The sequence below is a fragment of the Escherichia sp. E2661 genome (assembly GCF_004745185.1).
GTDB lineage: Bacteria > Pseudomonadota > Gammaproteobacteria > Enterobacterales > Enterobacteriaceae > Escherichia.
Map to the genome: position 1 here is coordinate 26,850 of NZ_PDIG01000021.1, position 22,951 is coordinate 49,800.

Genomic DNA, 22,951 nt, shown 5'->3' on the forward strand with positions numbered 1-22,951 from the left:
GCGAGATTGGTTCTGCTATATCCTGCGCATTTTTATATCCCGCAATTAAACTCATTTTTATAATTACGCGAAATCCTTCGCTGATTTTCCTGTTTATTCATTGATCGAAATAAGAGCAAAAACATCAGCCTGACGCTTAAATGAAGGTGGTGTCTTACTTTTATGAAGACAAAAGGCGTGACGATGGTCGAAAATGGCTCTTTCGCCAGCGGGGATAATCCGTTATTGAGCAATTTATCCCCTGTCCATTTCACGATGAAAAAAATGTAGTTTTTTCAATGTGAAGCGGTTTAAATTCGTTCTCAAATTACAGTCAGGACGCGTATGTTGAATAATGCTATGAGCGTAGTGATCCTTGCAGCAGGCAAAGGCACTCGCATGTATTCCGATCTTCCGAAAGTGCTGCATACCCTTGCCGGGAAAGCGATGGTTCAGCATGTCATTGATGCTGCAAATGAATTAGGCGCAGCGCACGTTCACCTGGTTTACGGCCACGGCGGCGATCTGCTTAAACAGGCGCTGAAAGATGACAACCTTAACTGGGTGCTTCAGGCAGAACAGCTGGGTACGGGTCATGCAATGCAGCAGGCCGCACCTTTCTTTGCCGATGATGAAGACATTTTAATGCTCTATGGCGACGTGCCGCTGATCTCTGTTGAAACACTCCAGCGCCTGCGTGATGCTAAACCGCAGGGCGGCATTGGCCTGCTGACAGTGAAACTGGATGATCCGACCGGTTATGGTCGTATTACCCGCGAAAACGGCAAAGTTACTGGCATTGTTGAGCATAAAGATGCCACTGACGAGCAGCGTCAAATTCAGGAAATCAACACTGGCATTCTGATCGCCAACGGCGCAGATATGAAACGCTGGTTGGCGAAGCTGACCAACAATAACGCTCAGGGCGAATACTACATCACCGATATTATTTCGCTGGCGTATCAGGAAGGACGTGAAATCGTTGCCGTTCACCCGCAACGTTTAAGCGAAGTTGAAGGCGTGAATAACCGCCTGCAACTCTCTCGTCTGGAGCGCGTTTACCAGTCCGAACAGGCTGAAAAACTGTTGTTAGCAGGCGTTATGTTGCGCGATCCAGCCCGTTTTGATCTGCGCGGTACGCTAACTCACGGGCGCGATGTTGAAATTGATACTAACGTTATCATCGAGGGCAACGTTACTCTCGGTAATCGCGTGAAAATCGGCACCGGATGCGTGATTAAAAACAGCGTGATTGGCGATGATTGCGAAATTAGCCCGTATACCGTAGTGGAAGATGCTAATCTGGCAGCGGCCTGTACCATCGGCCCGTTTGCCCGCTTGCGCCCCGGTGCTGAGTTGCTGGAAGGCGCACACGTCGGTAACTTCGTTGAGATGAAAAAAGCGCGTCTGGGTAAAGGTTCGAAAGCCGGTCATCTGACTTACCTGGGCGATGCGGAGATCGGCGATAACGTTAACATCGGTGCGGGAACCATTACCTGCAACTATGATGGAGCGAATAAATTCAAAACCATTATCGGCGATGATGTATTTGTCGGTTCCGACACCCAGCTGGTGGCTCCTGTAACGGTGGGTAAAGGTGCAACGATTGCTGCCGGTACAACTGTGACGCGTAATGTTGGCGAAAACGCATTAGCTATCAGCCGCGTGCCGCAGTCGCAAAAAGAAGGCTGGCGTCGTCCGGCAAAGAAAAAGTAATTCTGGCTGGGTAAATCCGGCCTCCAGGGATGAGGAGATAACATAATCTCCCTCCCACAAGCAGTAACTATAAAAATAACCCCACTCTCTACAAGGCTCGGGGCGCCCGAAAAAACGGGCATACAGGTTGACCGACAACGATATAAACCGGAATCAAAAACTATGTGTGGAATTGTTGGCGCGATCGCGCAACGTGATGTAGCAGAAATCCTTCTTGAAGGTTTACGTCGTCTGGAATACCGCGGTTATGACTCTGCTGGTCTGGCCGTTGTTGACGCAGAAGGTCATATGACCCGTCTACGTCGTCTCGGTAAAGTCCAGATGCTGGCTCAGGCAGCGGAAGAACATCCTCTGCATGGCGGTACGGGTATTGCTCATACTCGCTGGGCGACGCACGGCGAACCTTCAGAAGTGAATGCGCATCCGCATGTTTCTGAACACATTGTGGTGGTGCATAACGGCATCATCGAAAACCATGAACCGCTGCGTGAAGAGTTAAAAGCCCGTGGCTATACCTTCGTTTCTGAAACCGACACCGAAGTGATTGCGCACCTGGTGAACTGGGAACTGAAACAGGGTGGCACTCTGCGTGAAGCTGTTCTGCGTGCTATTCCACAGCTGCGTGGCGCTTATGGCACGGTAATTATGGATACCCGTCACCCGGATACCCTGCTGGCGGCACGTTCTGGTAGTCCGTTGGTTATTGGCCTCGGTATGGGCGAAAACTTTATCGCTTCTGACCAGCTGGCGCTGCTGCCGGTGACCCGTCGCTTTATCTTCCTCGAAGAGGGCGATATTGCCGAAGTGACTCGCCGTTCGGTAACCATCTTCGATAAATCTGGCGCGGAAGTGAAACGTCAGGATATCGAATCCAATCTGCAATATGACGCGGGCGATAAAGGTATTTACCGTCACTACATGCAGAAAGAGATATACGAACAGCCTAACGCGATCAAAAACACCCTTACCGGGCGCATCAGCCACGGCCAGGTGGATTTAAGCGAGCTGGGGCCGAACGCCGACGAACTGCTGTCGAAGGTTGAGCATATTCAGATCCTCGCCTGTGGTACTTCTTACAACTCCGGTATGGTTTCCCGTTACTGGTTTGAATCGCTGGCAGGTATTCCGTGCGACGTCGAAATCGCTTCTGAATTCCGCTATCGCAAATCTGCCGTGCGCCGTAACAGCCTGATGATCACCCTGTCGCAGTCTGGCGAAACCGCGGATACCCTGGCGGGCCTGCGTCTGTCGAAAGAACTGGGTTATCTTGGTTCGCTGGCAATCTGTAACGTTGCAGGCTCTTCTCTGGTACGTGAATCCGATCTGGCGCTGATGACTAATGCCGGTACTGAAATCGGCGTGGCGTCCACCAAAGCATTCACCACCCAGTTAACCGTGTTGTTGATGCTGGTGGCGAAACTGTCTCGCCTGAAAGGTCTGGATGCCTCCATTGAGCATGATATCGTGCATGGTCTGCAGGCGCTGCCGAACCGTATTGAGCAGATGCTGTCTCAGGACAAACGAATTGAAGCCCTGGCGGAAGATTTCTCTGACAAGCATCATGCGCTGTTCCTGGGCCGTGGCGATCAGTACCCAATCGCGCTGGAAGGCGCATTGAAGCTGAAAGAGATCTCTTACATTCACGCTGAAGCCTACGCTGCAGGCGAACTGAAACACGGCCCGCTGGCGCTGATTGATGCCGATATGCCGGTTATCGTCGTTGCACCGAACAACGAACTGCTGGAAAAACTGAAATCCAACATTGAAGAAGTTCGTGCGCGTGGCGGTCAGTTGTACGTCTTCGCCGATCAGGATGCTGGTTTTGTCGGTAGCGATAACATGCACATCATCGAGATGCCGCATGTGGAAGAGGTTATTGCACCGATCTTCTACACCGTTCCGCTGCAGTTGCTGGCTTATCATGTCGCGCTGATCAAAGGCACCGACGTTGACCAGCCGCGTAACCTGGCAAAATCGGTAACGGTTGAGTAAAACAGAACACGCATAATGAAAGGGTTGCCATCTGGCGGCCCTTTTTTTTCATAAATAACATTAATAAAATTATGATTTATATATTAGGCAATATGAATATATTCTGATTTGTTTTTAATGTCTGATTGCACACTTGATTTTATACAATTTTTTATAATATTTAAATAATAAATTTATATTCAAATTCAAATAATTAATATTATTTTTAGCTAATTTTATTTCGTTGATGTAGTATGTCCGCGAATCATAAACACACTTATTAATATAAGTGATGATTCAGGTTAAAGGATATATTATATCAATGGAGTTTCTATGAAACGTAATATTATAGGTAGTGCACTCACTCTGGCTTCTTTAATGTTGGCCGGGCATGCACTGGCAGAGGATGGTGTTGTTCATTTTGTCGGTGAAATTGTCGACACTACTTGTGAAGTTACCTCCGATACAGCCGATCAAACCGTTCCACTGGGTAAAGTCAGCAAAAGCGCATTTCAGGTGTAGGTAGTCTGGCGTCACCACAGCAGTTCAGTATTAAACTTGAAAAGTGCCCGGCAACCTACACTCAGGCAGCCGTTCGTTTTGATGGTACCGAAGCGCCTGGCGGAGACGGTGACCTGAAAGTAGGTACACCAATTACTGCGAGCGATCCGGGTGATTATACTGGCACAGGAGCTGCAATAGTTGCTACTGGCGTCGGCATCCGTATTTTTAACCAGTCCGATAATTCGCAGGTTAAACTTTATAACGACTCTGCTTATACCGCTATCGACGCTGAAGGCAAGGCAGAAATGAAGTTTATTGCACGCTATGTGGCAACCAATGTGACCGTAACGGCGGGTACGGCGAACGCTGATTCACAATTTACCGTCGAATATAAGAAATAATTTATCAAGGGCCTTTTTATTCAGTTGGCTTTGGCCAGGGAGTCGTTATGTCCAGAAAAAGTTGTTTAATCAGGCTCTTTAAAACAACAGTTTCATGTAAGTTATTTATCGCTATTATACTAAGCCTTTTTCTAGGCCAGTCAGCATTAACCTATGCAGGTGTTGTCATTGGCGGTACGCGGGTAGTTTACTTAAGTAATAATGCCGATAAATCTATTTCTGTATTTAGCAAAGAAGAAAAAATACCTTACCTCATCCAGGCTTGGGTAGATCCGTTTAATAAAGAGGATAAAAGTAAAGCGCCGTTTACCGTTATTCCTCCGGTATCACGATTAGAACCCGCGCAAGAAAAAGTATTACGCATTATTCACACCAAAGGTGTGTCATTGCCTGATGATCGCGAGTCAGTCTTCTGGCTGAATATTAAAAATATTCCGCCCTCTGCGAGCAACAAAGCGGCGAACTCGCTAGAAATCGCAGTCAAAACGCGTATCAAGCTGTTCTGGCGACCTGCAAATATCCGCCTTATTCCCGAAGAGGCTGCACCGAAGGTGAAGTGGCGCCGGGAAGGGCGAAATCTCATAGCAGAGAATCCCAACCCAATTCATATCAGTGTGATGGATGTCATCGTTGATGGTCATGATGTGCCTCTCAACATGATCCGTCCTTTTGAAACGCTCACGTTACCTTTACCTGCTAATTCTGCGGGAGGCCAAATGACCTGGCGATTTATTAATGATTACGGCGCAGTCAGTGACCCGATAAAAATGATGCTGTAAGCAAGGGATAAGGATAGGCGTATTATGATGACGACCAGAATAGTGGTTGGCCTCACGGCAGGGACGTGTCTGATTTTCTCGCAAAGCCTGATGGCCGAGGTCAGTGTATTCAATCCGGCGCTTCTGGAAATCGACCATAAATCCGAAGTCGATATTCGTCAGTTTAACCGGGCAAATATGATGCCTCCTGGCGTTTATAGCGTTGATATTTTTATTAATGGGAAAATGTTTGAACGTCAGGATGTTACTTTTGTTCAGGATAACCCCGATGCCGATCTACACGCCTGCTTTATTGCCATTAAAAAAACGCTGGCCTCTTTTGGCGTAAAAGTTGATGCCTTGAAGTCGCTCAATAACGTGGATGAAACGACCTGCCTTGATCCTGCGCCACGTATTGAAGGCTCATCCTGGCAGTTCGACAGTGATAAATTACAACTGAATATATCCATTCCCCAAATCTACATGGACGCGATGGCTTTTGATTACATAAGCCCCACGCGTTGGGATGAGGGGATTAACGCGCTCACTATCAACTACGATTTTTCTGGTTCACATACCCTGCGTTCGGATTATGGTTCTGAGGAGACAGATACCAGTTATCTCAATTTGCGCAACGGGCTGAATATTGGGTCATGGCGGCTACGTAATTACAGTACCTTAAACACCACTGATGGTCGGGCGGAATACAACTCTATCAGCACCTGGATACAGCGTGATATTGCGGCATTAAGAAGCCAGATTATGATCGGCGATACGTGGACGGCGAGCGATATTTTTGACAGTACACAAATCCGCGGAGCACGCCTGTATACCGACAACGACATGTTACCTGCCAGCCAGAATGGGTTTGCGCCAGTAGTTCGGGGAATTGCAAAATCCAATGCCACTGTCATCATTCGCCAGAATGGCTACGTGATTTATCAATCTGCCGTTCCACAAGGTGCCTTTGAAATCACCGACCTCAACACTGCCAGCACAGGTGGCGATCTGGACGTGACTATCAAAGAAGAAGATGGTAGCGAACAACGATTCACTCAACCTTATGCCTCTTTGGCGATCCTCAAACGTGAAGGTCAGACCGATGTTGATGTCAGTGTGGGGGAATTGCGCGATGAAGATGGCTTTACCCCTGATGTTCTTCAGGCACAGATCCTTCATGGTTTTCCCCATGGTTTTACATTGTATGGTGGCATACAGGCTGCTGAAAATTATGGTTCTGCCGCTCTGGGCGTGGGTAAAGATCTAGGTTCTCTGGGCGCAATTTCTTTTGATGTGACACATGCCCGCGCGAAATTTAGTCATGATGATACGGAAACCGGTCAGTCTTATCGCTTTCTGTATTCGAAACGTTTTGATGATACGGATACCAGCTTGCGCCTGGTTGGCTATCGTTACTCCACCGAAGGCTATTATACCCTCAATGAATGGGCGTCCCGGCGTAATAATCCTGAAGATTTTTGGGAAACCGGTAACCGCCGCAGCCGTGTGGAAGGAACGCTAACGCAATCACTGGGCAGAGATTATGGCAACTTATATCTGACATTAAGTCGCCAACAGTACTGGCATACCGATGATGTTGAACGATTAATGCAATTTGGCTACAGCAGTAGCTGGAAGCGTCTCTCGTGGAACGTCTCCTGGAGTTATTCCAATACTGCCCGGCAGGGGACGGGTAACAACCATGCCAGTGATAACACCAGTGAGCAGATCTACATGCTCTCTTTTTCTGTTCCTTTATCGGGCTGGTGGGGAAATAGTTACGCCACCTATTCTGTTTCACAAAACGATAATTCCGGTAGCTCACATCAACTTGGACTCAGTGGTACGGCTCTGGAGAGAAATAATCTTTCCTGGAATTTAATGCAGTCCTATAACAGCCGTGATGATGAAGTCGGCGGTAATATGTCACTGACCTATGACGGAACTTACGGCACAGTGAACGGCAGTTATAACTACAGCCAAAATTCCCAGCGACTTAATTATGGTATCAGGGGAGGCATTCTGGCGCACAGTGAAGGAGTAACGTTAAGCCAGGAATTGGGTGAAACAATCGCTCTCGTTAAAGCGCCAGGGGCCGCCGGTTTGGAAATCGATAATATGCGTGGTGCAGCAACGGACTGGCGTGGCTATACGGTCAAGACACAGCTAAACCCTTATGATGAAAACCGGGTAGCAATCAGCGATAACTATTTCTCGAAGTCGAATATAGAACTTGATAATACCGTCGTTACGATGGTTCCCACCCGTGGCGCGGTGGTTAAAGCAGAATTTGTTACCCACGTGGGCTATCGCGTTCTTTTCAGAGTAATGAATGCAAAAGGTAAGCCAGCGCCTTTTGGCGCTATTGCTTCTGTACAAAATACAAGCTCCGCTGATTCAGGAATTGTCGGTGACCAGGGAGAACTTTATCTCTCGGGCCTTCCTGAAAAGGGGCAGGTGATGCTCTCCTGGGGTGAAAATGCCGTCACTAAATGCACCTTCGATTATTCCCTTTCAATACCAGAAAGTGAGAGCGGCTTAATTGAACAAGGTGTGACATGTCATTAAAAGGATTTTTATGAATAAGTATATTATACAGTGGTGCTTTGCTGTCTTTATCTTCTCCTTTAGTGGCGTGGCACTTGCAGCCCCGAAAGGTATTTGTACCCCTGATAATGGTGTATTTCATAGTTTACTTGATTTTTCAGGTTTTCTGATTACGGCAAACGAGAACAGAGTCGGAACGACATTTAATACCGTAGTGACAAACGGAGACTCTTATCCTGCACATTGTCATTGTGATACAGGAACAGTGGGAGAGTTTCCTTATATATATTATACAGCAAGAATAAACGATGCCTTAAGTTATGCGGGGGTTCACTCTAATGTAAAATACTATGACCTGAATCCTAACCTTGATGTAGGGATATCAATAGACATTCTTGGTGTAGGGTATATTAACGCCCCTTTTGAATATCAGGCCAACAGGCCTTCCGGTAAATACAAATGTGATCGCACTGAACCATTAAATGCTTCCAGCGGGGCAAAAGCGAGAATTTATTTTTATGTCAAGAAAACATTTGCGGGAAAATTGATTGTTCCTCAAACGCTTGTGGCGAAATTGTACGGAACTATAAGTAATGATACGCCGGTTGACTATTCGCAACCGATGGCTGATATTTATATTCGTGGTGATATCACCGCGCCGCAGAGTTGTGAAATTAATAACTTACAGACGATTAATTTTGATTTTAGAGAAATTCCAGCAGCAGATTTTTCATCTGTTGTCGGGAGTACAGTAACAACGCATAAAATTACTAAAACGGTCACTATTGAATGTGAAAATTTAGGCGTATTGAATACTGATGATATCAGTACCTCTTTTTATGCTACCGAACCCAGTACTGACAACTCAATGGTCGTGACATCAAACCCGAACGTTGGGATAAAAAATTTATGATAAAAATAATAAGGAAATCAACGTTAACGGTGGTGAACTGCCGACAGATATGGGTAAATCAACCGTCCTTGGTGAAAAAGACGGTAGCGTCACTTTTTCTGCTGCTCCTGCAAGCCTCACGGGGGCTCGCCCCGCACCAGGAACATTTACCGCTACTGCAACGATAACGGTTGAGATTGTTCGCTAAACTAACTGGACAACGGCGCTTCCACTCGCCGTTGCCATCTTACGCATTTTTCCCGCTATTCTTTAACATGACATGACAAAAAGATGACATCGTTTTTCTTTTTGTTGGCCATGAAAATCAATAAGTTAATCAATAAACTTGCTTTGTCATAAAACTGTCATATTCCTTACATATAACTGTCACCTGTTTGTCCTATTTTGCTTCTCGTAGCCAACAAACAATGCTTTATGAATCCTCCCAGGAGACATTATGAAAGTTATGCGTACCACCGTCGCAACTGTTGTCGCCGCGACCTTATCGATGAGCGCTTTCTCTGTGTTTGCAGAAGCAAGCCTGACAGGTGCAGGTGCAACCTTCCCTGCGCCGGTGTATGCCAAATGGGCTGACACTTACCAGAAAGAAACCGGTAATAAAGTTAACTACCAGGGTATCGGTTCTTCCGGCGGCGTAAAACAGATTATCGCCAATACCGTTGATTTTGGTGCTTCTGACGCGCCGCTGCCTGACGAAAAACTGGCTCAGGAAGGCCTGTTCCAGTTCCCGACCGTAATTGGCGGCGTGGTACTGGCGGTTAACTTACCGGGTCTGAAATCTGGCGAACTGGTGCTGGATGGTAAAACCCTCGGCGATATCTACCTGGGCAAAATTAAAAAGTGGGATGATGAAGCCATCGCCAAATTGAATCCGGGTCTGAAACTGCCTTCACAGAATATCGCTGTAGTGCGCCGTGCAGATGGCTCCGGGACTTCCTTCGTCTTCACCAGCTACCTGGCGAAAGTGAACGAAGAGTGGAAAAACAACGTTGGTACTGGCTCTACCGTAAAATGGCCGATTGGTCTGGGTGGTAAAGGTAACGACGGTATTGCCGCGTTCGTTCAGCGTCTGCCGGGTGCAATTGGTTACGTTGAATATGCTTACGCGAAGCAGAACAACCTGGCGTACACCAAACTGATCTCCGCTGACGGTAAACCGGTTAGTCCGACCGAAGAAAACTTCGCTAATGCAGCAAAAGGTGCAGACTGGAGCAAAACATTCGCTCAGGATCTGACCAACCAGAAAGGCGAAGATGCGTGGCCTATTACCTCTACCACGTTCATTCTGATCCACAAAGATCAGAAGAAACCAGAACAAGGCACAGAAGTGCTGAAGTTCTTCGACTGGGCGTACAAAACCGGGGCTAAACAGGCGAACGACCTGGATTATGCCAGCCTGCCGGATAGCGTAGTTGAACAGGTTCGCGCTGCGTGGAAGACCAATATTAAAGACAGTAGCGGTAAGCCGCTGTACTAATAAAACTCCAGGCCGGGTACGGTGTTTTACGCCGCATCCGGCATTACAAAATGACTTTGTAAACGCGTTTAACTGAAGAGTAACTTATGGCTGCAACCAAGCCTGCTTTTAACCCACCGGGTAAAAAGGGCGACATAATTTTCAGCGTGCTGGTAAAACTGGCGGCGCTGATTGTGCTATTGATGTTGGGTGGCATTATTGTCTCTCTGATCATCTCCTCCTGGCCGAGCATTCAGAAATTTGGTCTGGCTTTCCTGTGGACCAAAGAGTGGGATGCACCGAACGATATCTACGGGGCGCTGGTGCCGATCTACGGTACGTTGGTAACTTCGTTTATCGCGCTGCTGATCGCCGTCCCGGTGAGTTTCGGTATCGCCCTGTTCCTGACCGAGCTTGCGCCTGGCTGGCTGAAACGCCCGCTGGGTATCGCCATTGAGTTGCTGGCTGCCATTCCAAGTATCGTTTACGGCATGTGGGGCCTGTTTATCTTCGCGCCGCTGTTCGCCGTTTACTTCCAGGAGCCGGTCGGCAATATCATGTCGAATATCCCGATTGTCGGCGCGCTGTTTTCCGGCCCGGCCTTTGGTATCGGTATCCTCGCGGCAGGCGTGATCCTCGCCATCATGATTATTCCGTACATTGCGGCGGTAATGCGCGATGTGTTCGAACAAACCCCGGTGATGATGAAAGAGTCGGCCTACGGTATTGGCTGCACCACCTGGGAAGTTATCTGGCGTATTGTTCTTCCGTTCACCAAAAATGGGGTAATCGGCGGCATTATGCTGGGTCTGGGGCGCGCGCTCGGTGAAACCATGGCGGTGACCTTTATCATCGGTAACACCTACCAGCTCGACAGCGCCTCGCTGTACATGCCGGGCAACAGTATCACCTCTGCGCTGGCCAACGAATTTGCCGAAGCGGAATCCGGTCTGCACGTTGCCGCACTGATGGAACTGGGCCTGATCCTGTTTGTGATTACCTTCATCGTCCTCGCCGCATCGAAGTTTATGATTATGCGCCTGGCTAAGAATGAGGGGGCACGCTAATGGCTATGGTTGAAATGCAAACCACTGCGGCACTGGCTGAATCCCGCCGCAAAATGCAGGCGCGTCGCCGCCTCAAAAACCGTATTGCACTGACGCTCTCGATGGCGACGATGGCCTTCGGTCTGTTCTGGCTGATCTGGATTTTAATGTCCACCATCACTCGCGGTATCGACGGTATGTCGCTGGCGCTGTTCACCGAAATGACGCCGCCGCCAAATACAGCAGGCGGTGGTCTGGCGAACGCCTGGCGGGCAGCGGGCTGTTAATTTTGTGGGCCACGGTATTCGGTACGCCGCTGGGCATTATGGCGGGGATTTATCTGGCGGAATATGGTCGTAAATCCTGGCTGGCAGAAGTGATTCGCTTTATTAACGACATTCTGCTCTCCGCGCCGTCGATTGTGGTTGGTCTGTTTGTTTACACCATCGTGGTGGCGCAGATGGAGCACTTCTCCGGCTGGGCGGGTGTGATTGCACTGGCGCTGTTACAGGTGCCGATTGTTATCCGCACCACCGAGAACATGCTGAAACTGGTGCCGGACAGCCTGCGTGAAGCGGCTTATGCGCTGGGTACACCGAAGTGGAAGATGATCTCCGCGATTACGCTGAAAGCGTCGGTGTCCGGGATTATGACCGGTATTCTGCTGGCGATTGCCCGTATTGCTGGTGAAACCGCGCCGCTGCTGTTTACCGCGCTCTCCAACCAGTTCTGGAGCACGGACATGATGCAGCCGATCGCCAACCTGCCGGTAACGATCTTTAAGTTTGCGATGAGTCCGTTTGCGGAATGGCAGCAACTGGCCTGGGCCGGGGTGTTGATCATTACCCTGTGCGTACTGCTGCTGAACATTCTGGCGCGCGTTGTTTTTGCGAAGAATAAACACGGTTAACACTTTGCCGGATGCGGCGTGAACGCCTTATCCGGCCTACGGTAAGCCTGATTAGCGAAGTGCATCAGGCACGATGAGGAAAAGATTGCAATGAGTATGGTTGAAACTGCCCCGAGTAAAATTCAGGTTCGTAATTTGAACTTCTACTACGGCAAATTCCATGCCCTGAAAAACATCAACCTGGATATCGCTAAAAACCAGGTTACGGCGTTTATCGGGCCGTCCGGCTGCGGTAAATCGACGCTGCTGCGTACCTTCAACAAAATGTTTGAACTGTATCCAGAGCAGCGCGCGGAAGGTGAAATTCTGCTCGATGGCGACAACATCCTGACCAACACTCAGGATATCGCTCTGCTGCGTGCGAAAGTGGGCATGGTGTTCCAGAAACCGACGCCGTTCCCGATGTCCATTTACGACAACATCGCCTTTGGCGTGCGTCTGTTTGAGAAGCTCTCCCGTGCTGACATGGACGAGCGCGTGCAGTGGGCATTGACCAAAGCCGCATTGTGGAACGAAACCAAAGATAAATTGCACCAGAGCGGTTACTCTCTCTCTGGCGGTCAGCAACAGCGTCTGTGTATTGCGCGTGGTATCGCCATTCGCCCGGAAGTGCTGCTGCTCGACGAACCGTGTTCGGCGCTCGACCCCATCTCTACCGGGCGTATTGAAGAGCTGATCACCGAACTGAAGCAGGATTACACCGTGGTGATTGTAACCCACAACATGCAGCAGGCTGCGCGTTGTTCCGACCACACGGCGTTTATGTATCTGGGCGAATTGATTGAGTTCAGCAACACGGACGATCTGTTCACCAAGCCAGCGAAGAAACAAACAGAAGACTACATCACCGGTCGTTACGGTTGATTCAGGAGTGCGTTATGGACAGTCTCAATCTTAATAAACATATTTCCGGCCAGTTCAACGCCGAACTGGAAAGCATCCGCACGCAGGTGATGACCATGGGCGGCATGGTGGAGCAGCAGCTTTCTGATGCAATCACCGCGATGCACAACCAGGATAGCGATCTGGCAAAACGCGTGATCGAAGGCGACAAGAACGTCAATATGATGGAAGTGGCAATCGATGAAGCCTGCGTGCGCATTATTGCCAAACGTCAGCCGACGGCGAGCGACCTGCGTCTGGTGATGGTGATCAGCAAAACCATTTCCGAGCTGGAGCGTATTGGCGACGTGGCGGATAAAATCTGTCGCACTGCACTGGAGAAATTCTCCCAGCAGCATCAGCCGTTGCTGGTAAGCCTGGAATCACTGGGGCGTCACACTATCCAGATGTTGCACGACGTGCTGGACGCGTTTGCGCGCATGGATATTGACGAAGCGGTGCGTATTTATCGTGAAGATAAAAAAGTCGATCAGGAGTACGAAGGGATTGTTCGTCAGTTGATGACCTACATGATGGAAGATTCGCGCACCATTCCGAGCGTACTTACCGCGCTGTTTTGCGCGCGTTCAATCGAACGTATCGGCGACCGCTGCCAGAATATCTGCGAATACATCTTCTACTACGTGAAGGGGCAGGATTTCCGTCACGTCGGCGGCGATGAGTTGGATAAATTGCTGGCAGAGAAAGATTCGAAAGCGTAACGCAAACTGTAGGCCGGATAAGGCGTTTACGCCGCATCCGGCAATCTGCGAGTACGAAATCAGCCCGGAGAAATGCTCACCGGTTTTCTTTATTTATCGCGTAATATTCCAGCCTCGTGCCTTCCAGAGCGCAGGTAACTGCGCCAACTCGGTAAAGGTGGTGACTTTCGGATGAACGATCGGCTTATTGTGCGGGTCAGCGCAGAAGTAAAACACTTCCATACCGGCATCGATTCCTGACTGCGCACCGGCGCTGGAGTCATCGACCAGAATGCAGTTTTCAACGTTCACATTCATCGCTTTTGCCGCATGGAACATTAATGCCGGGTCGGGCTTCCAACGCTGAATGTCGTAACCGCTGAACAGTTTTTCCGGGAAATAGTGCAGCATGTTGAGCTTACCAAGCGAATGCTGCATCTTGCTGACCGGGCCGTTAGAGACGACGCACATCGGCACTTTCACACTAGCCAGCAATTCGTTCGCTCCTGCAATCACCTCAAGCTCGCTATCAAACAGGCGCGCCACTTCCGCACGGTAAACGTGTTCGGCATCGGCACGGACCATTTCTACGCCCTGTTCTTTGCTAATGATGTCGATGATTTCGTAGAGTTTTACGCCTTTAAAGCGGGTAAAAATTTCTTCAAGGTCAACGTTAATGCCAAATTCCCTGAACATCGTGACATAGGCTCGAGAGCAAATAACCTCACTGTCGACCAGCGTACCGTCGCAGTCGAAAAATACCGCTTCTATCTGGGACATGTCTTTCCTTTATCGTTAGTTTAACGTTTTCGTCAGGCATATTCGCATGACGCAATCGTTGCCGTATAAGCAAATACAATGAAAAAAAGTTATCTTCAGCCGTCCATATTGTCTCATTTTGGTATACGATAGCGACGTATTTTCCCTCCTTGTTCGGAAATAGATAATGAGTCAACAACACACAACCCAGGCTTCTGGCCAGGGGATGCTGGAACGCGTGTTTAAACTGCGCGAACATGGCACGACGGCACGGACCGAAGTGATCGCCGGTTTTACCACCTTCCTGACGATGGTTTACATCGTTTTTGTTAACCCGCAAATTCTCGGCGTTGCTGGCATGGACACCAGCGCCGTCTTCGTCACCACCTGTCTGATTGCTGCGTTCGGCAGTATTCTGATGGGGCTGTTTGCTAATCTTCCAGTTGCGCTAGCACCCGCTATGGGCCTGAACGCATTCTTCGCCTTTGTCGTTGTGCAGGCGATGGGCTTACCGTGGCAGGTCGGGATGGGCGCAATCTTCTGGGGCGCTATTGGTCTGCTGTTACTGACAATCTTCCGCGTTCGCTACTGGATGATTGCCAACATTCCGGTGAGTCTGCGTGTGGGGATCACCAGCGGTATCGGCCTGTTCATCGGCATGATGGGGCTGAAAAACGCAGGTGTGATTGTCGCTAATCCGGAAACGCTGGTGAGTATCGGTAATCTGACTTCTCACAGTGTGCTGCTGGGTATCCTCGGCTTCTTCATCATCGCCATTCTGGCTTCACGTAACATTCACGCAGCGGTGCTGGTTTCTATCGTGGTGACAACGCTGCTGGGCTGGATGTTGGGTGATGTGCACTACAACGGCATTGTCTCCGCGCCGCCGAGCGTGATGACCGTGGTGGGGCATGTGGATTTAGCTGGGTCGTTTAATCTCGGACTGGCTGGCGTGATTTTCTCTTTCATGCTGGTTAACCTGTTTGACTCCTCCGGTACGCTGATTGGCGTGACTGATAAAGCAGGTCTGGCGGATGAGAAAGGTAAATTCCCGCGCATGAAGCAGGCGCTGTATGTCGACAGTATCTCTTCCGTGACCGGTTCGTTTATCGGTACTTCTTCTGTTACAGCGTATATTGAGTCCTCCTCCGGTGTTTCCGTTGGTGGGCGTACTGGTCTGACGGCAGTGGTTGTTGGTTTGCTGTTCCTGCTGGTTATCTTCCTGTCGCCGCTGGCGGGGATGGTGCCTGGCTACGCCGCGGCTGGCGCGCTCATTTACGTTGGCGTACTGATGACCTCAAGTCTTGCGCGTGTGAAATGGCAGGATCTCACCGAATCCGTTCCGGCGTTTATTACTGCCGTGATGATGCCGTTTAGCTTCTCGATTACCGAAGGTATTGCGCTGGGCTTTATCTCCTACTGCGTGATGAAAATCGGTACAGGCCGTCTGCGCGACCTTAGCCCGTGCGTGATTATCGTGGCGCTGCTGTTTGTGCTGAAAATTGTCTTTATCGACGCCCACTAAAATCGATAGCGCGTTAAAAACCCGCCATGCATGATTGCTGGCGGGTTTTTTATTTAGATCTTAACGCGTTGAATAAACTCGCCAAATGCGGTCAACTGCCCGGTCAGGTGGTCCAGCGTTCCCGGATCAATCACTTCTCCAGTCTGTGGATCGACTTTGTTCTGAATCACGCCGCCCATAAACTCTGGTTTGTTCATTACCATTGCATCCAGGAAGACCAGAATCTGGCGCAGATGATACTGACAGCGTGCGCCGCCAATTACGCCCATTGAGCTGGTCTGAATCAACACCGGTTTACCGGCCAATGGCTGATCGGGCAGGCGGGAAAGCCAGTCGATGGCATTTTTCAGTCCACCCGGCACCGAGTAGTTATATTCCGGCGTCACGATCACCACACCATCCGCCTGACGAATCTGTTCCGCCAGAGCTTCAACCGTTGCTGGAAAACCGTCTTCCTGCTGTACGTCTGCGTCATATAAGGGAATGTCAGCAATAGATGGCAACGCGTTAACTTCCATACCCGCTGGGGCAATTTTCGGCAGCGTACGTGCAACCATGCCATTAAATGAACCTTTACGCAGGCTTCCCAATAACGTAACCACCTTCAATTTTTCAGACATGATGACTCCTGTGGTTGTCTATCAATTTGGCAAAAATGACTTCACGGTAGAGAGCTGGGCAAAACGCATCATCCGGCTGGTAGGATTATTGGCGCGGCTGTGAATATCCGGCAGGCTTTTCCAGCCTTGCTTGCCATCAAACTCCCAGACATTGAGCTTTTCAATCGCTGGGCTGACCGCCACGGACCATACCAGCACTTCCTCTGCGTCGCATATCGCTTCTACATGATTTACATGGGCACATTTCAGGCGTCCCGCAATGGGCATCAACTGCAGATTTCGCGGGTCGTCATTCAAAACATCACCGGTAAGTTTTAGCACGCTTCGGCGCAGCGTGATGAGCTGCGCTCGCGCTTCGTTAGGATCGTTTTGCTTACTGATCCATAGTGATTCATTGCTGGAAAAAGCATGGTTATCGGGCGCGTGAGGGCTATGAAACCCACGAGTCGCGCGCTGTAGTTCCATATCGAGGCCACATTCACCTTCAGTTGTTAACGCCACTCCGACCATGTTTCCGGCATAGGCTATTGAAAATGATGGTAAATTTCTATCGTGGAAAACCGGCTTTCCTTTAGCCTGGGTGACGATTTCCGGCAATTCACTAATGCCGTACAGCAAGAACATCAGTTCTGCGAGTAAACCTCTGGACGCCAGGAAACGACTTTGACGATGAGGGGGAAGATTTAGGGCTTCTTGATGACACTGGGAGGGTAGACGAACAGATATCAGGTGTCCTTCCGTTAAAATCCCTCGGGCAAAGTGAGTCGCCATTTTTCGCTCCATGCTTAATGGTCCATTATGAATACAGAGTAATCATTTACTGAAATTATGGACAGACTAAAGCGGCGAAAAGTTCGATTCAGACAAATTTATTACATGTTTTTTACATTTTATCGCGAAATATGGTCGCATTTTATACGATTTAATTATGTCATCGAGGCGTAAAGATTTTTAATGGTTTCCCGTAACCAGACGATCTTCGGGTTATGGCTGTTCCGTTTGTGCCACAGCAGAGTAAACGGCACTTCCAGCTTTTTTTGCTGGATTTCGTCAAACGGGAGAGGGAGTGCAACCAGTGGAAGCTGGTGGAGTTGGTTGTAGTACTGACAGTAGCGCGGTGCGGTCGCCAGTAGCAGATTGTCGGGCTGCGCCGCCATAAACAGTGACTGCTCGAATTCTGGCAGACTCATGGCAATCGTGCGTTCGCGTCCTGATTCCTGCAACACATTGTCCAGCGCCCAGGTATCGCTCTGTTCCCAGCAAATGCTGATATGTGGATAACGTAAAAAAGTATCCAGATCCCATTCTTCACGCAGCGCCGGATGATCTTTGCGCAACCAGACGCACGGTAAGTCTGTAAATAATACGTCATAATCAATAGACAACGGCAGAAGACTAAGCTGTTCTCGCGAGCGTGGGTGGCTTTCTCGTCCGGTAAAACCGATATCCACTTCGCCACGAATAATTGCATCCAACGAGTCATAATCCCAGTTGCGCAGTTTAATCGTCGCCTGTGGGTAACGCTGGTAAATATGTTTCGACAGCGCATTAAACATAATCATCATCAGCGGCGATTCTGCTGCCAGCTTAAACTTCAGACCACGTGGCGTTTGGTGGTGCGGTTTATCCAGCAGCAGATTGCTCATTTGCATCCACTCCGCCAGATTTTGCTCCATGCTGACCATCAGCGGCGTTGGCGTCAGGCCCAGCGGTGAGTTCACAAAGAGCAGGTCATCAAACCATATCCGAAGCTTTGCCAGAGATTTGCTCACCGCCGAAGGCGTCACGTTCATCCGCTTCGCCGCTTTGGTCACGCTGCGCTCCTGCATCAGCAGTTGCAGGCAGAGCAGCAAATTCAGATCAAGTGTGGTGATGGATTTCTTCATGAGCGGTAACGGGGCGTCCAGGCGCGACGAGCATAATCAGCAACAGGCTCACTATGCTACAGGCAATCAGAATCCCGATCAGCATATTCCATGCGCCTACGCCGACTACCGCCGCTAGCCAAATCCACAGTGATGAACCGCAAACCTGTGCAATGCCTAATGTCGAACTGGCTACGCCCGCGCGTAATGAAAACGGCCCTAACGCCTGACTCATTGCCACGCCGAATCCCACTGAAAAACCAGCGCAAATCAACGTGATGCCAAACAGCGAAACTGCATGGGAAGGCGAAAACGCAAGAATGATTCCCGCCGCCAGAAATAACACCTGCGAGGTGATCATCAACGTACGTGGCTTAAAAATCCCCAACGCAAATGGCGTGGAGAATGATACGGTCATGCTGACACCTGCGGTCAACGCCATAATGGTGGCGTATTCTCCGCGCGCAAAGCCCATGATTTCCATCAGCAATACTGGCGACGTATTCACGAAGGTAAGTATGACTGAGACGCTGAGGGTGGTGATAAGCACTCGGCTGAGGAAAAAGCGGTTAAGCAACGACTCGGTATTTTCTCGTGTTTTGCCCGAAGCGGCAGGTGCCGCAGGGCGGGTTTCTTTTAAAATAAACAATGACAACATGAGTACCGCGACACCCATCAGCGCCATTACCCAGAACAGGCTCTGCCACGGGAACTTAAGCATAATCAGGTGGCCAAGCACTGGCGCTAACACCGGAATGATGCAGGTAATGCCGTTGAGTAATGACAGCACTTTTGCCCGACGTCGATCATCCAGCGTGTCGCGTAAAATCGCGAATGCCACCACGTAACAACAGCCCGCGCCGAGTCCCTGCAGAAAGCGCCCTGCAAGAAATAACGCACTGGTTTCAGCCAGTGAACAGAGCACAGAGGCGATAATAAATAGCGCCGCGCCGGGGATGGCGACAGGTTTTCTCCCTGAACGGTCGGCCACTTTACCGGCAAATAACATTGCTGCTGCCATCCCCGCAAGGTAAACGGAGAACGCAATATGCAACTGCGCTTCGCTGGCATTGAGATCGGCGGCGATGCGCGGTAAGCCGACCAGGTACATATCAATACCTGCGGGATAGAGTAAAACCAGAGCAAAACTACAAATTAAAAAGCGGGACATGGGATAAAGCGTCCTGACGGGAAGGTGACGCAAAGCATACGTGGTGAAGGAGAATCAGGCGAGTTGCCATTTGGACAAAAGAGATTTCCTTTCAGGCAAGAAGCCAGCGAATGACCGCTGGCTTCTTTAAGGGATTAGCCAAATTTAGGTAACACGTTAAAGACGTTGCCGAACCAGCACAAAATCACGGTGATACCAAAGAGAATGACAATCGCCGGAATAAGATTGCCGCCCCAGACCGTAAATATCTGATTGGGAAACTTCTTGCGAGCTTTGATTGCCAGCACCGCGGGGATAATGACCGCCCAGATGGTGGCGCACAGTCCGGCACCGCCAATCCCGTAAATAAAGCCATTCGGGAAGACGAGATACAACAAAGCGGGTGGCAGGAAGGTTAACAGCACGGTTTTGAAACGTCCGCCGTGGGAGTTATCAATCTTAAACAGATCCGCCAGGTAATCGAACAGCCCAAGCGTGACGCCAAAGAACGAACTGGCGACAGCTAAGTTGGAGAACACCAGCAGGCAAAATTCGATAATGCCATGCTGTTTGGTGCCGAGGAACGTTTTTACCAGTGAATCAACGTTGCCGCCCGAGGAGATAATCGCTTTAAAACTTTCTCGCGAGATATTCCCCATCGTGCAATAAAGCCAGAAGAGATAAATCACCAGTGCCAGCAGCGAGCCGAAAACTACGCTTTTGATTAGTTTATCTTTCTTTTTGCCATAGCAAATAATCAGACTGGGAATATTGCCGTGGAAACCAAATGACGCCAGACACACCGGCAAAGCCATAAAGATATACGGGAAGTAAGACGTCCCCGCAGTCGTGCTGGTGGAATCGCGCAGAATGGAATAATCGACCTGGAAGAAGAAAGAACCAAACACGATCACAAAGGAGATAATCTTCAGCCCGAGGAACAACGAGGTAATACGACTGGCGGCTAAAGAGCTTATCCACAATACGCTGGCAACGAAAATGGCCGTACAGATCCCGACAATGCGTGGATTAGCGTGATAGCCCAAATTCATCGATATCGTTTCGCTAATGATTGCGCCGTTAGCAGAGATATAAGCATAAGTGAGAATATAGAGAACGAAGGCAACGGTAATACCGCTAATAATGTTCCAGGTGTTGCCAATTAAATCTTTGGTGATGGTGTTAAAACTGGAGCCGACGGGATAATTTAAGTTCGCTTCTAATAATAATAGGCCTGAATGTAACATTGAAAACCAGGCGATAATAAGAATAAAAGCGCCCCAAAAAAACCAGGCACCGGCAAGGTCAACAGGTAAAGCAAACATCCCACCGCCAATTACTGTACCGGCTATAACCATTACACCCCAAAATGCAGAGTGCTTTTTTTCTGATTGATCAGTCATGATGCCACCTTTAGAGGAAGGCTATTTTTGTTATTGAGGATGTAGGGGAAATAGAGTGGCTAACATCCTTATAGCCACTCTGTAGTGTTAATTAAACTTCTTTCAGTTTTGCGGTGAAGTGACGCAATACTTTTGGTTCGTAGGTAAAGGTTAATCCTTTAATATTTGTCGCGTTCTCTTTCACATGTTTGAAGGCTTCAATAATGAAGTCCATATGTGTTTGGGTATATGTTGCGCGTGGAATGGTTAAACGCAGCAGTTCTGCCGGGCAAGGCAGTTGTTTACCGGTTTTCGGATCGCGACCTAACAGGAAGGAACCAATTTCTACCGCACGGATACCGGCAACTTTATACAGCTCGCACGCCAGCGCCTGTGCCGGGAATTGATCTGCCGGGATATGTGGCAACAGTTTACCGGCATCAACGAACGCCGCATGACCGCCCGCCTGCTGGCATACTACGCCAATCTCTTCCAGACCATCGACCAGATACTGCACCTGCGCAATACGATAAGCCAGCCAGTCATGGTTCATGCCGTCATACAGACCCACCGCCAGACGCTCCATCGCACCGCCTTCCAGACCACCATAAGTCGGGAAGCCTTCCTGCACTACGCACAGCGTTCTGCATTCGGTGTAGACATCGAAGAAGCTGTCGTCTTTCACGCACAGCAGGCCGCCCATCGGCACCATCGCATCTTTCTTGGCGGACATCGCCAGCATATCGGCATATTTATAGGTTTCGCGAGTGATCTGCTCGATAGTCCAGTCTTTATATTCCGCTTCACGCTGTTTGATGAAATAGGCGTTTTCAGCAAAGCGCGCGGAGTCCATCACTACCGGAATATCGTATTTCTTCGCAATGCTGTACATCGCTTTCATATTTGCCAGTGAAACCGGCTGGCCGCCTGCGGAGTTGCTGGTAATGGTCGCAACGATATACGGCACGTTATTCGGGCCAACTTCTTCAATACCGCGTTCTAATCCTTCGAGGTCAAAGTTGCCTTTAAAGTCGTAACGTACGCCAGTATCGAAGGCTTCTTTGATATAGACGTTACGCACGGTACAGCCGTTAATCTGGCTATGGCCCTGAGTGGTATCGAAGAAATAGTTAGAGAACGCCACCATTTTGCTGCGATCCAGACCTTTTTCCTGCTCGCGTTTTTTAATCAGTACTGGAATATAGATTTGCTCTGCGCCACGGCCCTGGTGAGTCGGAATAGTGTATTGATAACCAAAGATATTTTTCACTGACTCGGCTAACGCATAGTAGCTGCGGCTGCCACTGTAGGCTTCGTCGCCGCGCATCATCGCTGCTTGCATACTTTGGGTTACCGCCCCGGTGCCGCTGTCGGTCAGTAAATCGATAAACACATCTTCGCTATCCAGCAGGAACGGGTTCATACCAGATTTAATAATCGCTTCTTCACGGTAAGCGCGAGTCGTACGTTTTACTGGCTCAATAACACGAATGCGGAACGGTTCAGGGAGATGTTTAAAGTTTTCCATTGCATAATCCTTCATTTATTTTAATTACAGTGATCCCTGTGAATATTGCGTCTGCAATAACCATTAATTCACCATATTTATGTATACGAGTACATTTATTTAGACGAGCAAATAGATAAAGCAATAATGGCTTGTCTAAAAGGTAAAATTAAGGCATGGCAAACTAATAGATCACATTGAATCTAATTGGTTTGGCTCTGGTGATGGCTACAGAAGGGCAAATTAAGGGCGGTGATCGACAATCCTGTTGTCAATATTGAACCACTTTGAGGTCACACATATATGTAAGATATTCATAATGCACTTATCCTCGAAAGACATGTTGCTACACTATTACA

At 49.2% G+C, this 22,951-nt stretch carries 17 protein-coding genes and 3 pseudogenes; 12 read left to right on the top strand and 8 right to left on the bottom strand.

The features are described 5' to 3' along the window. Nucleotides 1-324: 324 nt before the first annotated feature. The 11 genes and pseudogenes from glmU (at nt 325) to phoU (ending at nt 13,805) form a co-directional block, all read left to right on the top strand. Complete coding sequence (gene glmU, locus CRI63_RS11640) at nt 325-1,695, top strand: bifunctional UDP-N-acetylglucosamine diphosphorylase/glucosamine-1-phosphate N-acetyltransferase GlmU (RefSeq protein ID WP_130222525.1); 1,371 nt, start codon at nt 325-327, stop codon at nt 1,693-1,695. 162 nt (nt 1,696-1,857) lie between these two features. Then, a complete protein-coding gene (gene glmS, locus CRI63_RS11645; protein ID WP_130258401.1) occupies nt 1,858-3,687 on the top strand; it encodes a glutamine--fructose-6-phosphate transaminase (isomerizing) in 1,830 nt (609 codons plus the stop codon). Between the two features lie 312 nt (nt 3,688-3,999). Continuing rightward, a pseudogene (gene lpfA-O113 / locus CRI63_RS11650) lies at nt 4,000-4,571 on the top strand (long polar fimbria major subunit LpfA-O113). Nucleotides 4,572-4,618: 47 nt separating this feature from the next. Continuing rightward, a complete protein-coding gene (gene lpfB-O113, locus CRI63_RS11655; RefSeq protein ID WP_130222521.1) occupies nt 4,619-5,350 on the top strand; it encodes a long polar fimbrial chaperone LpfB-O113 in 732 nt (243 codons plus the stop codon). 24 nt (nt 5,351-5,374) lie between these two features. Further along, complete coding sequence (gene lpfC-O113 / locus CRI63_RS11660) at nt 5,375-7,897, top strand: long polar fimbrial usher protein LpfC-O113 (protein WP_135519613.1); 2,523 nt, start codon at nt 5,375-5,377, stop codon at nt 7,895-7,897. A 10-nt stretch (nt 7,898-7,907) separates the two neighbouring features. After that, nucleotides 7,908-8,976, top strand: a pseudogene (locus CRI63_RS11665) (fimbrial protein). Nucleotides 8,977-9,225: 249 nt separating this feature from the next. Beyond that, on the top strand, nt 9,226-10,266 hold the full coding sequence (gene pstS, locus CRI63_RS11670) for a phosphate ABC transporter substrate-binding protein PstS (protein WP_135519615.1): 1,041 nt from the start codon (nt 9,226-9,228) through the stop codon (nt 10,264-10,266). A gap of 86 nt (nt 10,267-10,352) precedes the next feature. Beyond that, complete coding sequence (gene pstC / locus CRI63_RS11675; RefSeq protein ID WP_000741620.1) at nt 10,353-11,312, top strand: phosphate ABC transporter permease PstC; 960 nt, start codon at nt 10,353-10,355, stop codon at nt 11,310-11,312. Beyond that, a pseudogene (gene pstA, locus CRI63_RS11680) lies at nt 11,312-12,201 on the top strand (phosphate ABC transporter permease PstA). The gene pstC and the pseudogene pstA overlap by 1 nt, the downstream one beginning before the upstream one ends. A gap of 90 nt (nt 12,202-12,291) precedes the next feature. Next, complete coding sequence (gene pstB, locus CRI63_RS11685; RefSeq protein WP_000063126.1) at nt 12,292-13,065, top strand: phosphate ABC transporter ATP-binding protein PstB; 774 nt, start codon at nt 12,292-12,294, stop codon at nt 13,063-13,065. A 14-nt stretch (nt 13,066-13,079) separates the two neighbouring features. Beyond that, nucleotides 13,080-13,805 carry a phosphate signaling complex protein PhoU gene (gene phoU, locus CRI63_RS11690; protein ID WP_130206818.1) on the top strand — a complete coding sequence of 242 codons (726 nt, stop codon included), beginning with the start codon at nt 13,080-13,082 and terminating at the stop codon, nt 13,803-13,805. Nucleotides 13,806-13,898: 93 nt separating this feature from the next. Here the strand turns inward: phoU and yieH are convergent, their stop codons facing one another. Further along, nucleotides 13,899-14,564 carry a 6-phosphogluconate phosphatase gene (yieH, locus tag CRI63_RS11700; protein WP_135519619.1) on the bottom strand — a complete coding sequence of 222 codons (666 nt, stop codon included), beginning with the start codon at nt 14,562-14,564 and terminating at the stop codon, nt 13,899-13,901. A 166-nt stretch (nt 14,565-14,730) separates the two neighbouring features. Here yieH and adeP point away from each other — a divergent pair, with 166 nt between their 5' ends. Continuing rightward, nucleotides 14,731-16,068 carry an adenine permease AdeP gene (gene adeP, locus CRI63_RS11705; RefSeq protein ID WP_064525932.1) on the top strand — a complete coding sequence of 446 codons (1,338 nt, stop codon included), beginning with the start codon at nt 14,731-14,733 and terminating at the stop codon, nt 16,066-16,068. Nucleotides 16,069-16,121: 53 nt separating this feature from the next. On the opposite strand, the gene yieF is transcribed toward adeP, so the two are convergent. The 7 genes from yieF to tnaC form a co-directional block, all read right to left on the bottom strand. Next, nucleotides 16,122-16,688, bottom strand: coding sequence for a class I chromate reductase YieF (yieF, locus tag CRI63_RS11710; protein ID WP_130215096.1), 567 nt, complete (start codon nt 16,686-16,688; stop codon nt 16,122-16,124). A 21-nt stretch (nt 16,689-16,709) separates the two neighbouring features. Then, the gene (locus CRI63_RS11715; protein WP_130258394.1) at nt 16,710-17,459 is read right to left on the bottom strand and encodes a 4'-phosphopantetheinyl transferase superfamily protein; all 750 of its coding nucleotides are present in this window, start codon (nt 17,457-17,459) and stop codon (nt 16,710-16,712) included. Between the two features lie 155 nt (nt 17,460-17,614). Beyond that, on the bottom strand, nt 17,615-18,574 hold the full coding sequence (gene yidZ, locus CRI63_RS11720; protein ID WP_135519621.1) for an HTH-type transcriptional regulator YidZ: 960 nt from the start codon (nt 18,572-18,574) through the stop codon (nt 17,615-17,617). Continuing rightward, nucleotides 18,549-19,724 carry a multidrug efflux MFS transporter MdtL gene (gene mdtL / locus CRI63_RS11725; protein WP_135519623.1) on the bottom strand — a complete coding sequence of 392 codons (1,176 nt, stop codon included), beginning with the start codon at nt 19,722-19,724 and terminating at the stop codon, nt 18,549-18,551. The genes yidZ and mdtL overlap by 26 nt, the downstream gene beginning before the upstream one ends. A gap of 134 nt (nt 19,725-19,858) precedes the next feature. Further along, nucleotides 19,859-21,106, bottom strand: coding sequence for a low affinity tryptophan permease TnaB (tnaB, locus tag CRI63_RS11730; RefSeq protein WP_130215102.1), 1,248 nt, complete (start codon nt 21,104-21,106; stop codon nt 19,859-19,861). A gap of 91 nt (nt 21,107-21,197) precedes the next feature. Beyond that, entirely contained in the window at nt 21,198-22,613 is a 1,416-nt protein-coding gene (gene tnaA / locus CRI63_RS11735; RefSeq protein ID WP_130206804.1) for a tryptophanase, read from the bottom strand. Nucleotides 22,614-22,835: 222 nt separating this feature from the next. Further along, complete coding sequence (tnaC, locus tag CRI63_RS11740; protein ID WP_127447239.1) at nt 22,836-22,910, bottom strand: tryptophanase leader peptide; 75 nt, start codon at nt 22,908-22,910, stop codon at nt 22,836-22,838. Nucleotides 22,911-22,951: the final 41 nt, after the last annotated feature.